The sequence below is a fragment of the Massilia phyllostachyos genome (genome assembly GCF_021044825.1).
In the GTDB taxonomy this organism is placed as follows: domain Bacteria; phylum Pseudomonadota; class Gammaproteobacteria; order Burkholderiales; family Burkholderiaceae_D; genus Telluria; species Telluria phyllostachyos.
The window spans coordinates 261,457-274,740 of sequence record NZ_JAJNOC010000002.1 but is presented as its reverse complement, the minus strand read 5'-3'; the positions used below and the strand labels follow the sequence as shown (position 1 = coordinate 274,740).

Annotated in this window: 7 protein-coding genes; 1 reads left to right on the top strand and 6 read right to left on the bottom strand. The window is 63.8% G+C overall.

All coding sequences use genetic code 11. The annotated features are described in order from the left end of the window. Positions 1-20 precede the first annotated feature (20 nt). Positions 21-1,307 carry a lipopolysaccharide biosynthesis protein gene (locus LQ564_RS08200; protein ID WP_231057619.1) on the bottom strand — a complete coding sequence of 429 codons (1,287 nt, stop codon included), beginning with the start codon at positions 1,305-1,307 and terminating at the stop codon, positions 21-23. 714 nt (positions 1,308-2,021) lie between these two features. On the opposite strand from LQ564_RS08200, the gene LQ564_RS08195 reads away from it, so the two are divergent. After that, a complete protein-coding gene (locus tag LQ564_RS08195) occupies positions 2,022-3,224 on the top strand; it encodes an acyltransferase family protein (protein ID WP_231057618.1) in 1,203 nt (400 codons plus the stop codon). Between the two features lie 431 nt (positions 3,225-3,655). Here LQ564_RS08195 and LQ564_RS08190 read toward each other — a convergent pair whose 3' ends face one another. The 5 genes from LQ564_RS08190 to LQ564_RS25820 form a co-directional block, all read right to left on the bottom strand. After that, entirely contained in the window at positions 3,656-4,579 is a 924-nt protein-coding gene (locus LQ564_RS08190; RefSeq protein WP_231057617.1) for a class I SAM-dependent methyltransferase, read from the bottom strand. A gap of 417 nt (positions 4,580-4,996) precedes the next feature. After that, a complete protein-coding gene (locus tag LQ564_RS08185; RefSeq protein WP_231057616.1) occupies positions 4,997-6,040 on the bottom strand; it encodes a right-handed parallel beta-helix repeat-containing protein in 1,044 nt (347 codons plus the stop codon). A 1,766-nt stretch (positions 6,041-7,806) separates the two neighbouring features. Continuing rightward, complete coding sequence (locus tag LQ564_RS08180; protein ID WP_231057615.1) at positions 7,807-10,095, bottom strand: GNVR domain-containing protein; 2,289 nt, start codon at positions 10,093-10,095, stop codon at positions 7,807-7,809. A gap of 24 nt (positions 10,096-10,119) precedes the next feature. Beyond that, positions 10,120-11,244, bottom strand: coding sequence for a polysaccharide biosynthesis/export family protein (locus LQ564_RS08175; RefSeq protein ID WP_231057614.1), 1,125 nt, complete (start codon positions 11,242-11,244; stop codon positions 10,120-10,122). A 131-nt stretch (positions 11,245-11,375) separates the two neighbouring features. Then, positions 11,376-13,169, bottom strand: coding sequence for an energy transducer TonB (locus LQ564_RS25820; RefSeq protein WP_269143480.1), 1,794 nt, complete (start codon positions 13,167-13,169; stop codon positions 11,376-11,378). Positions 13,170-13,284: the final 115 nt, after the last annotated feature.

Sequence of the window (13,284 nt, the reverse complement as noted above, 5' to 3'; positions counted from 1 at the left end):
TGTCCGTAATGTCGCCGGTTTCATCCGCCTTCGGCCGGTTCCGATTCGCCCAGCTGCGCGGCCGAAGGCGCCGCGTTCCGCGCATAGCGATAGGACAGGTGGAGATAGATCAGGTAAAGAATCGAATAGGCGATCGTGTAGTGCAGCAGGACTTGTTTCAGGGGCAACGGCGCAATGAAGATGCTGATCGTCGTGACGAACAGGGCGACTTGCCAGACGAGCTCGGCCTTCTGCTTGCCGGCGACGAAGAAAACATAGCTCAGCGGACTGGCGACGAAGTTCAGGAAATACAGCGGCGCCAGGATGCGCGCGAACTCCCCCGCTTCGCGCCAGGGTTCCCCGAATACCCAGGCGCACAGGTCGGGGGCGAAAGCGAAGATCACCAGGGCCGGCCCACAACCGAGCAGGACCAGGGCCTTGAAGGTGCTGCGGAAGGCTTCCGTGCAATGGCCCTGGGTCTGGAATTCATGCACCGACTGGCGCTTGAAGACTTCGAGCACCGACGCTGCCAGCAGGGAGACCGGCGCGGTCAGGATCCGTTCGGTGAGCGCAAACAATCCGGCTTCGAACAAGCCGTACTTGGCCCCGACCAGGAACAGCGGAAACTTGCCGGCCGCCGTATTCAGCAGGCCGGCCGGCAGGGAGAAACGCCAGAACGACTGGTGTTTTTTCAGATAGTCGCGCTGGGGACGGGTCGGCAACAGGGCGAGACGCGGACGCGGGGGAGACAGCAGCACCATCGCGGCCATGACGCCCACTGTGATGCCGAGTATCTGCCCCACCAGCAGGGCAGCGCCGCCGGCGCCGGTCAACAACAGCAAGAGTTGCCCCAGTGCGATGGTGCCGGCACCAAACACTTTCGCCCAGGCGGCTTTCCCGAAGGCGCGGTAGGACGTGGCGTAGGCAAGCAGGGCCGCGTTGTAGGCGGACAGCCAGGCGGCGATCCCGATGGTCATGAGGCCGAACCAGGACATCTTGTATGTCTGCGGGAAGTCGGTGAGCCTGGCCAGGGCCACGACGAGCGTGATCAGGATGGCCAGCACGGTGGAACAATAGGCGATGACGCTGAAGCAGGTTTGCTGCTCGTCGCTGTCGTGATCCAGGATCATGGCGGCTTCGAGCCGCAAGGTGGCGATGGTGGACACGATGGCGACGACACCCAGCCAGACGCTGAATTCACCGAGGTCCTCGGGTGTGCACAGGCGGGTGATGAGCGGCGCGACGAGCAAGGGCAAGGCCTGGGCCACGACGGTCCCGGTCAGGACCGTCGTGGCGTGCTTCCAGAAAACAGGAAAGGATGGATTCATATTCGGCGGCTGTACTCTGTGATTGCAGGCTTCGATATCGCTGCCAATAGAAATGGGAAACAGGAGGCAAGCCGTTTATGGAATTCGGCAAATTGAATTAAATGCCGACTGGACATGGATGAAGTCGCAAACCTTTCGATTGAGTCCACCCACAAATAAATCCTGCGCAGCATAAGCGCCTGCACTTTCTTTTAGCCGATTATCAACTTTTTGCGCATAAACGGATTGATGAGTATCAACCCGTGAGGACCGTCGGGGAAAGAATTCATTTACGTATAAAACTATCTTGGAATCAATAACGGTAGACAGAGATGGATGAACGGACGGAAGAAAAATCCGACATAGCAGGACAGATTTATGGCAGGCTTCTTTCATAAAGCAAATTCCCTTTCCGCAATTAGTCGTCTAAAGCCCACTATTCATCACATTAAGATCGTTGGGTTTGCGTCGATTCAAAGCCGACCACCCATCACTCGTTATCGTTTCGCATATCAGTATTCGGGGAGCGTGAAATGATGACGAGCTGCACTTATTTATTTCATCGTTTCCCTCACAGTTTCGACTTTCTCAAGCCGACCGGTTTCCGCCAGCGCGTTCGCTTCGGTGCCGGCAACAACTGGTGCACGGTGCACCAGTTGTTGTTTCCGTCCGCTGTCTAGCCGACATTATTCGAATACCTGGCTATCACACCCGCAAACAAGCAAGGGAGACACGATGTCCACGCCAGCCCTGCCCCGCGTGACGCTGCAAGGTCACGGCCAGTTCGACGAAACGTGCTGGCATTCCATCCTGATTTCCCTGCTGCGAGGGCTTGCCGCGTTCATCGTCGCCACCGCGCATTTGCGCGCCGCGATGTATCCGGCAGTCCGCGACGTGGCCGATCCCCCTCTGTGGTTCCAGGGTCTGGCGTTCGTCAGCGGCTTCGCGCACCAGGCGGTACTGGTGTTCTTCTTCATCAGCGGCTGGCTGGTCGGCGGGAGTCTCCTGAACCGGATCGGGACGCCGCACGCCGTGGCCAGTTACGCGATCGACCGCGCCACGCGGCTGTGGACCGTCCTGATTCCCACCTTCCTGCTGACCTTCGTCTTCGCGCTCGGCATCGGGTTGGCGAATCCCGAGGATTTCAACCTGTCGCCAGACAATCCCTATTCCGCACTGACTTTCGCGGGCAACCTGTTCGGCCTCCAGGGCATCGCGCTGCCTGATTACGGCGGCAATTTTCCGCTCTGGAGCCTGGCCAACGAGACCTGGTATTACGTCCTGTTCCCCCTGCTGGCGCTTGCCGGCGCCGCGCGCGACCTGACCGTGCGGCTGGCATGCGCAGCGGCCCTGGTGCTGCTCGCCGTGCTGCTGCCGGCCGGGATCGTCGCCTATTTCGTGGTCTGGCTGCTCGGCGTCGCCTTTTCCCGCATCCGGATCGAGTGCGGCTCGGGAGTGCGCTGGGCGTGGCTGGTGCTGGTCCTCGCCGGCGCCGCATATTTCCGGCTGACGGGGGAGCTGGACGAGTTCGAACTATCGACGCTCGGGCAAGACCTGGTGTGCGCCCTGCTCTACCTGGTCTTGCTGTCCAGTCTTCAGTTCAACGCGCCGCCGGCGTCGACGCTGGCGCGCCGGCTTGGCGCCGGCGGCAAGTTCTTCGCAGAGTTTTCTTTCAGCCTGTATGTGCTGCACGTGCCGCTGATCGGCGTCCTGCATTACTGGTGCAACACCCATCTCGGCCTTGATCGCCTGTCTCCGTTCGACCCGCTGCACACGGCACTGTATTTCGGCATGCTGGCGACGCTGATCGTCGCGGCCTACCTGTCCTACCTGCTGTTCGAATCGCGTACGTATCGCATCCGCACCGCGATCAAGCAGCATCTGATCGGGCGCCGCCTCCCGCGGGCCGAGCGCCGGCCTCTGTCGACCGGACAATGAGGCGACATGGACGCCGGCCTGTCTTCAACGTGCACTGGGCTGCGCTGCTTTACTGACGCAGAAAGAAGATGAGCCGACGATGCGACAGCGGTCCGTGCCCGACGAGACGGGTGCTGTTCGCGTCGGAGCGGCGGGTGCCGGCAGTGGTGTTGAAAAGCATTGCTTGACGCAATGCGGAGCTGGCACCATGGCAGGTACAGGCAAAGCGGAGGGCTTGCCCCGCATGCAATCACAAGACGGGACTGCTCGCTCCGCCGCGGCATCGACCGGTGACGCCGGCGGCACGGCGCCGGGCGGGTGACACCTGGTGAGGGCTTGGGTCGCGGGGCATGCGGCCAGGCGCGTTGTTCCTGGGGGCGAGGAAGGCGCGAGGGCTTTTACGAGGATTCGTTTCCCGTGCAGGCCAGCCCGACGCATACTGACCGCACGGCTCAGGAGACCTGGCTACCGGTATCGGCTGGCTGCCCATGAACCGAATTCGCTTCGTGGTCTTTTGTGTTGGGTATCGGGCTCTTCCTGTACAGGGCAGCAAACACTGTTCCCCTTCTCGTCAGGAACCTGTTGAACAGGCGCGTGTCGAGCCAATCCGTCAAGCGCTGGAGAGCCCTGGATGGCATGGTGCCCGCACTGGCAAATCCTTTCCAGATCACGTCGGGCGGATTGGCGCGGCCCGACAGGGATGCGAGTTCCCGGTGCGAAAAATAATGCCAGTTGTTGCCACCCGCATCACCGAAACGCTGGAGCAGCAGATTGTGTGCCGGAGAACACCAGCCTTTGTCGAGAACGACCAGTACACCGTCTTCCGACAGGTTGCCCAGGCAACGTTCGACGGCCTTGGCGAAGACATCCAGCTTGTGCTGGCGGTCGAGGCCGCCAAGGACGCCTTTCATGATGATCAGATCATAGGTTTGCGCCGTTGCAGCGAAGGCATCGTGCAACCGCACGGGCGGGATGGGCAAGCCATGTTCCTGGCATATGCGTTCACAAAACGCCTTCAAGGATGGGGCTTCCTCTTCGGCATAGCAGGTAACTTCGACCGAGGCGCCGCGCCGCAGGAAAAACAGCGAAGGCGCGGAGAGCCGCGACGCGCCGATCTCGAGCACGGTACGGGGTTGAGCGTCGAGCCGGCTGACGGCTGCACAGAATGCATCCGTCCAGGGAACGACATGCCACCCGAAGATCCGATGCAGCAAGGTCTTGTCCTGCACGGTCGGCTGAATGTTCGGCATCACAAACCTTTCAAAGATTGAAACGTGCAGGACGGGATGTGGATGGGCGCGTTGTTTCCGGCGTGGACGCGGCGAGGATGTCGACCGGTCGCCCGTCGATCGAATGAAGCGCACGATGCCTTGCATGCAATGAGCCGGTGGTACGTTCGTCGCCGATAGGGACTCGCCCTGCGAGAGATAGCGTAGCAGTCACCGGAAACGGGCATTTGCGCTACCTTGTGTTCCTGTCGATCAGCACTTGCCTGTGCTTTCGCCGAAAAAGGCGCAGCGAGACCAGGATGGCGTTCCCCGATGAATCGGCCAGCCCGGAGCCGGAAGCGACAAGCAAACACAAGGGCACTTCGGCAGATCGTGCCGATCGTGCAAAGGTGGATGGCGACGCAGGCATTCGGCCAAGCACGCCGAGGTCAGATCGGACTCATCACGCCCGTGACGAGTGCCGAACAAAAAAGGGCGTCCCGGCCGATACCAGTTTTGCTGGTACCGGCACGGGACGCCCGGATGGTGCGCCCCGGCCGGAACCGGGGCGTAAGCTGCAGTGGATTAGTACTCGTATGCGCCGATGTCGATGGCGGCGCCGCGCGGACGTGCCACACCTGCTGCGTCGACCTTCGGGGCCTTGTTCAAGTTGCCGCGATCGATTGCCGGCGAGCTCTTCGACAGCCTGTAGTTGCCGGTGCCGGTCGCCGAGTAACTCACGAACAGCGGATCCGAGGTGATGGTGCCGGTCGCGGTGCCGCTCTTCACACGCATTGCGGTGCCGCTCTTGTACACCAGGTTGTTGACGTATTTGTTACCGCCAGCCATCTTGCCGCCTTCGACGATGCCGTAGGTAGTGTGGTCGTACACGATGTTGTTGGCAACATAGTTGTTGGCCGAACCGGTGGTAGTGCCGGCGTCGCCCTGGCCCAGCAGGATGCCTTCCTTGCTGTGGAAGACGGTGTTGTTGACAATGGTCGAGGCGGTCGCACCGTGCCACTGGGTGATGCCGACTGCAGCGACGCCCGAGACGATGTTGTTGGTCACCACGTTGTTGGGATTGGCAACGTAGATGCCTTGCACGGTGTTGCACTTGCCAATCATCTTGTAGCCGATGTTGCGGACGACGTTGCGGTCGATGACGACGTTGCCGACCGGGCCATAGGTGTCGATCGCCGCGCCGCCGCCGCCGGTGCAGCCACCGCTGATGGTCAGGTCGTGAATGAAGTTGTTGTTGATCGTCAGGTTACGACCGGCAGCCAGGATGCCGTGACGACCGGTGCCGGAGATGTCGAAGCCGTCGATATCGACATAGCTGCCTTTCGAATGCCACGTAATGCCGGTGCCCGACACGACAATCTTTGCACCCCATTTCACGTCAGAAACGAACTTGATGCGAGCCGAAGCAGTGCCACTCTTGGTGGTGTTGATGCCTGCGCTGCCTGCGGAAGGAGCGGAAACCTTGTAAGTACCAGCGGCAACGTGGATGGTCGAGCCAGGACCGGCCAGAGCGTCTGCCCGGGTGATCGTTTTCACCGGTTTCGCCTGGGTACCCGGGTTCGAATCGGAACCGGTGGGCGAGACATAGATGTGGGCGGTAGCGGCCATGGCACTGCTGGACGCTGCGAACAGAACTGCCACGCTAGCGCACGACATCAGGGCGGAACGAGCGGTCGGGACAAACTTAGCTGCTTTTTGCATTTCAAATTACCTTAAAGTGGAATGGAGTAACTTTGAGCGGCGGAAACTTCTTTAGTTCAATGGATTGCGAGAAAAATTTCCTAGCGGTATTAAACTGCAAAGCTGTTTCTGCTGATCACTTACTTTTGCCTTCAGCGGCCCTTTTGTTTTAAAGGAGTAGCTTTGAGCGGCGGAAACTTCCAAAGTTCAATAGATTTGCAGAAATTCTTGCGAAGTATTGAACAGCAAATATTTGTTTCCATTAACCAAATCGATTGGCTTTCCTAAGAGGCCCTGTCGATATAAGGAGTAGCTTTGAGGGCTGGAAACTTCCTAAGTTCAATGGATTCAAAGAAAAATTTTCCTGCCGTAATAATCAGCCAAGGTTTAATTCCACATGGAAACTATCTAGACTGTTTCACTGATGCAGTGAACCCAAAGGAACTACTTTGAGCGCAATGTGCATTCCAAAGTTCAATGGATTCGGCGAAAATTTTTCACGGAATATCGAACTACAAATAGGAATTCCTTAAAAGCAATTTGATAAGTTTTCGATACCGTTGCTACATGCATCTGCTAAAGCCAGGGTGTCGGGCTTGATTCACCCGATCGATCGGTGTCATACCGTCCAGTTGTGCAGAATGAAGACGCCAGGAGCGTGCGTGGTCACGCGATGCGGCCACGAGCGCCAGAGGGGCGGACAAAGGTCCTGGCGAGACAGGGGAAATCGTTGCCCCCCTGGGGCACTGCGCCGCACACGCGAATGGCGGAAAGCAACCCTGCGCGCAAGGAGCCGGGGAGCTTGGGACGACCAGCGATGACAGGCTGTAGTGGATGTTTGGGGAAGGGGCGGAACGCAGTCTTGACTTGCGTGTCTGACGCTATGTAGGCTGGCACGCAGCCGCGCCGTCGAGATGACGCATCTTTTCCGCGAAAACCAAGTGGTGGAGGCGAAATGGGGGCGCGAGGCGTACCGGCCTACCAGCAAGTCTGGGGACGATCCGGTTCGAGACCTACGCGCTCGGAGCGATACCGCCTGACTCGCGGCGGGCTCGATGGACAAGGTCAGGCATTGCCGTCCGCAACTGCCGGTGGTAACTGGAAAGTCACGCCGCCCGGGTGCGCGCGCCATGTGGAACGGATTAACCGGAAGAGACGCTGATCACATTGTTGACGTCTCTGATGGCAGGCGACGCATGAGTCCTGGACACAGCCCAAAGACCTTCGTGACGCATAAAGGCCATGTCATGGTTGCTCGGTAGCCTCAGCCAATCACCTGGATGGCTCTCGTGAAGCTCGGGTAGATCGGTTCGCGAAGCTAGCAGCGTGACCACGGTAGTACCGCCTGCATCTCGGATGTGGCGCTTAGCTCGACCGGGAATTGCCGGCTTGGCCGAAGGCGGTCAGGCCATCTGGTACGACGTCAGTTGGCGATAAGAATTCTGAACAGCTGAGTCCCCTCATCACGCCCCACCAGCGCAGTCTCATCGACGTGATGCCCGCGATGGCCTTGCTTCTCATCGTAGAGAAGCGGGCAAGCACGCCTACGCGGGCGTAACGCATCGTTGCCAGACCCTGGCGTACCGGCTTGCATGGTGCCTTATGTATCCCGTTCAGCCACTTCGATGAAGGCGCCCAGTCGATGCAGCCCTGTTCTGCCGCACATACCGGCGCGCCACACGGGCTGACGGCCCTCAGTCCGCATATTTCAATTGTCCAATCGGATTCGCCTGGAACGGCGTCCGTGATTGGCCGATTGCATAGGTAATATTGTTGAACAGCACGCCCTGCGGCGACAGGCCCGCATGGTTCAGGCGCTTGACCGACTCGGTAATCTCCGCATCGGTCGTCACGTGGGCGCGCGCCAGCAGGAACACGGCGCCCGCGCGTGCACCGACGACCATGGCGTCGGCTGCCTGCAGCAGCGGCGGGGTGTCGATCAGGACCAGGTCGTATTCCGGACTCAGCGTCTCGAGCAGGGTGCTGAAGTTCAGGTGGAGCAGGAAGTCCGAGCGGTTCGACGGCAGTGCGCCGGTCGGGATGAAGTCGAGGTTGTCGACGACGTTGCGGTGGATGAAGCCTTCCACCGGTTCCGCACCGCCGACCGCCAGTGACAATCCCTGCTCGCGGCTGACGCCGAAATAGCGGTGCAGGCGGCCGTTGCGCAGGTCGGCGTCGATCAGCAGGACGCGCTTGCCGCTGGCGGCCATCACCGCGGCGAAGTTGACGGTCACGAAGGACCGGCCGACGCCGCGCGTGGGCCCGGCGAACATGACGATGTTGTTCCTGAAATGGGGCATCGAGAACTGCAGCGCGGCGCGGAAGCTGCGCAGGCTTTCCACCGCCGGGTCTTCCGGCAGGATCTGGGCCAGCAGCGGCAGCACCCCCTCCCCTTTCACCTTGCGCATCAGCTTGTCTTCATTGAGGCTGTGCGGAATCGAGGCGTACACCACCTTGGCGCGCAGCAGGCGCTCGACCTTGGCGGGATCGTCGATGCCGCCGCGCATGGCCTTGCGGGTGACGGCGATCAGGGTGCCGAGGAACAGCCCCGTGACCACGGCCAGCGCCACGATCAGCGGCCGGTTTGGCTTGATCGGACGCTCCGGCGCGATCGGCGCGTCCACCAGGCGCACGTTGCTGACGCGGCCGACCGAAATCAGTCGCAGTTGCTGGGCGGTGTTCGACAGGGCAGTGTAAAGGTCGGTCTTGACCTTGATGTCGCGCGTCAGGCGGGCCTCGTCCTGCTCCATCACGGGCAGCTTGCGGATGCGGGTGTCGATCGCGTCGATCTCGGACTCGACTTCCTTGCGCTGGCGGTTGATGGCCGCCACCACCGGGTGGTCCTCGGTGAAGCGCGCCAGCAGCTCGGTCTTCTTCTGCACCAGCTCCATGCGGCGGGTGCGCGCCGCGGCCGCCTGGGTCAGGCTCATGCGGGCTTCCTCGCGCAGGTCGACGGTGCCGTGGGAGTTGCGGAACTGGTTGTAGCGGTCTTCGGACTGTTCGAGCTGGCGCTTCAGGATGGGCAGCTGCTGGTTGAGGAAGGCCAGCGACTTTTCCGCCTCCTCGGTCTTGCGCGCCAGGTTCTGGCGCATGTACTCGCGCCCGATCTCGCTCAGCAGGGCGTGGATGCGCTCGGCGTTCTCGCCCTGCAGCTTGACCTGGATGACGCCGGACTGCTTGCCCTGCTCGGTGATCACCATCGCGCTCTGGATGTTCTGGATGGTGCCGAGGCGCGAGTTGCGCTTGATGCGGAAGCGCGCGCCAGGATTGGCGTGCAGGCGGTCGACCTTGATTTCCACCAGCCCGGCCGGAGTCGGCACCCGGTAGCGCTGGCCGACAGTGGCGTCGAAGGCGATGCTCTGGCCGCCACCCGAGAAACGGTAGCGGTTGCCCGGACGCGCAGTGATGGTGAAATCGCGCTTGAGCCAGCTGTCGGGGACCTCGAATACCGACACCTCGGCCTTCTCGCCGCCCCAGACATAGCCGCCCTGGCCGAACAGGCCGGGCTGCGACAGCGCGCCGCCGTTCTGGTTGGCGAACCAGGAGCCGACCACCGGGAAGTATTCGGGGCGCACCTCGATATACAGCTGCAGGTTGTCGACCGCGCGCGAGACGACCATCCGCGAACGCAGCAGTTCCATCTCGGCGATCGCCGCCTTCTTGGTCTCGAACAGCGACGAGGCTTCGCTCAGGATGTTCTTCGAGGCGGTCGGGCTTTCCTCCTCGACGTGGATCATCAGGTTGGCCTCGTAGACGGGCTTGGCCAGCAGCGCGTACAGCACCGCGACGACGGTGATGATGCCGGTGATGGTGCCGATCAGCCAGCGGCTCTCGTACAGCGTGTTCAGGTAGCCCTTGAAATCGACGCTCGGCTCCTCGGCGAGCGGCTCGCTCGGGCGCGGATCGAAGGGCACCGACAGGACGGGCGGGGTGGAGAGCACGTGGCTCAGCGAATGCGGATGCGGGTCGTGGGGGGTGGTCATCGCGGTTCTCGTGCGGTCGGTCGCTCAGGGCCTGGTGGTGACGCCGACGGCCTGGGTCAGCGCGCCGGGGAACAGCAGGCTCAGGTGGCGGTTCCAGTTCGCCAGCGGCGAGGCGGCGACGTAGACGACGTCCTTCGGCCGCAGCTCGAAGGATTCGGCCATGGCCAGCGCGCCGCTGGCGCGCGCATCCAGGCGGAACACGCGTGTGCGCTCGGGCGTCTTGCGCACCACGTAGACCTGGCGTGCGTCGCCGCTCAGGGGGCTGATGCCGCCGGTTTCTCCGAGCGCCTCGTTGAGCGTGAGGCGGCCGTTATGCATGGTCAGGGCCTTGGGCTGGATCACCTCGCCGGAGACGAACACCTTGCTTTCCTCGCGCGAATGGACCCGCACCACGTCGCCGTGCGTCAGCAGGATGGTGCCGGGATTCACGCCCTTCCGGATCAGCTCGCGCAGGTTGACGTTGTAGCGGGTGTCGGCGCGCTCGACAACGATGCGGCTCTGGTCGGCGGCCTGCGTCATGCCGCCGGCGCGGTTGAGCGCTTCGACCAGGGTCATGGGGATGTCGTCGATGGCCTGCAGGCCCGGCGTGCGCACTTCGCCGTCGACGTAGACGCGGCGGCTGCGGTAGGACTGAACCCGCAGCGTGACGTTGGGGTGGGCGATGTAGCGTGCGAGCTTCCTGGTGAGCAGCTCGCGCGCCTGCTCCGCCGTCTGGCCCTCCATGGTGAGCAGGCCGATGAGAGGGAACTGGATGCGCCCCATGTGGTCGACGGCGAAGCCGGGCGCGGCGGAGTTCGACGGCGCGCCGCTGTCGGCCAGGGCGGTGGCGGAGTTCATGCCGCCGGCCGCCAGCTCGGGATGGTCCCAGACCACGATGGCGAGGATGTCGCCGCGTCCGATGGTGTACGGCGGCGGCGACGCCACGAATAGCGGACCGAGGTCCGGCTGCGCGACGCTGTCGGCGGCCAGGCGTTCGGTGGCGATCAGATTGTCGGTGATGAGTTCGGTGGGTGGCGCCGCGGCGCCGTCTTCCGTCCGGGAAGTGTCGAAGCCGAGGCCGGTGGCGCAGCCGGCCAGCGCCAGGGCCAGCGCCACGGCAAGCGCCACCGACCGGCAACCCTTGATTGCACCTGAACAAGACAAAGCCATGATTGTTGCCTATCAAAAAGTCCACGGTTTCGATGAGCCGTTCAGCTCAGCGTACGGTGTCCATCAGGCCAGGCTTTGCACCGGATCAAAGGTCGATCCGGGCGTGCTGCGGTGCAGAAAAAGGAAAGGGTTCAGCGCAGCTCTTCGAGGAGCTTGAGGCCTTCGGTGAAGGCCCAGACGCGGCGGATCTCGATGACGTCGAAGCGCGCCGCCACGTTCGGCGGGAAGGCCGCGTAGCGCGCGTTCAGGTGCACGAAACGGCGCACCGCTTCGTCCATGTCGGGCCGGCCGCTCGAGCGCACGATGGTGACGTCGTCGATGCTGCCGTCGCTGCGCAGCGCGACGCTGACCAGCGGATCGGCGCGCACCTCGCCGCGTCCGAAGCGGGCGTCGCCGACGGTGGCGTTGCGTTCGATCTTCTGGCGCACGCTGTCCACGTACAGGCGCAGCGGCGCGTCGCGTTCCGAGCCGTCGGCCAGCGCCCGGCGCGCGTTCGGCAGCATGAAGGCCGGCCGATTCGGCGGCGGCGCCACGTTCGGGATGTTCAGGCCGCGCAGCATGTCCCTGGCGCGCGAGGCGACGGTGCCGGCGGGAGCGCCCGCGCCGGCGCCGGGGCCTGGCCCCGTGGCGGCGCCCACTCCACTGCCGCTGCCCGGGCGCCCCGCCGCGCCATTGCCCGGCAGCGCCTGCGCCTGCAGGCGTTCGGCTTCGGCGCGCCGGGACGCCTCCTCGGCGCGCTGCTGGGCAAGCCGTTCGGCCTGCGCACGTTCTTCCGCCAGGCGGCGCGCACTTTCCTGCGCAGCCTGGCGCTGCGCCAATTCTTCCTGGCGGCGGCGTTCGGCCTCCTGTGCCAGGCGCTGCTCGGCTTCGCGGGCGGCCAGCTGCTGCGCCGCGGCGGCGCGCCGGGCGTCCTCGCGCGCCAGCGCTTCCTCGCGCTCGCGCAGCTGGGCCAGGCGCTGCTGCTGCGCGCTGGCTTCGGCTTCGCGCCTGCGGCGCTCGTCTTCCTCCAGTTGCGCAAGGCGGGCGCGCTCCACGGCCTGCTGCTCGGCTTGCTGCCGCGCGAGCGACTCGGCAGCCTGCTGCTCCGCCTGCCTGGCCAGCTGTTCGGCAGCCAGCCGTTCCTGCGCCGCGGCCTGCTCGAGGCGGCGCCGGTCCTCTTCCTGGCGGGCCGCAAGTCGTGCGCGTTCGGCCTGCTGCTGCGTTTCCTGCCGCGCCAGTTCCTGCGCCCGCGCGGCGTCCGCCTCGCGCTGTGCCGCCAGGCGCGCCTCGTCTTCCGTGGCAAGGCGCAGGCGCTCCTCATCCTGGCGCCGGCTTTCTTCCGCGGCAGCCAGCCGCGCCGCCTCCTCTTCGCGCAGGCGTTCCCGTTCGCGCGCGGCGATCATGGCCTCGTCCGGCGCCGCATCCTTCTCCTCGACAGGCGGCGGCTCCACCACCGCACCCGGTTCGATGTCCGGCAAGCTGGGCGCTACCGTGAAGGGGTTGTCCAGCGTGGTCGAGGCGATCAGCGGCGGCGCCACCGCCGGCCGGCGCTTGACCAGCCTGGGCCGGGCGGGCTTGCGCGCAACGTGCCGGGGCGGCGCTGCGGGAGCAGGCGCGGCGGGCTTGGGCAACGGGTCGACGAGACGCAAGCCCTGCACCGGCGCCGGCGGCAAGGCGGCGACCGGTGGTGGCGGAACGTCGGGAAGTGGCGGCGCAGGCACGGCCGGCGCCGGCACAGGCGGGGGCGGGGTTGTGGGCGGTGGCACTGGCGGCGGCGCCAGCGTCACCTGGATCGGTCCGCCGGACCCGGCATCGAGGCCGGGCACGCCGAATCGCAGGGACAGCAGCAAGCCGTGCAGCAGCACCGAGACCACGATCCCCGTGACGAGACGCCGGTCGCGCCGGACCGGGAATACGTGGGAACTGCGGTGCTGCGCTGGATGCATGCCGTGGCCCGGATGGGAGGATCGCGATATTGTCAGGCTGGCATCTTAGCGTTTACTCGGCGGTATGGCGAGGCGCGCACGATTGAATCCTTCCGGCAACAGCCGTGTCCGCCTG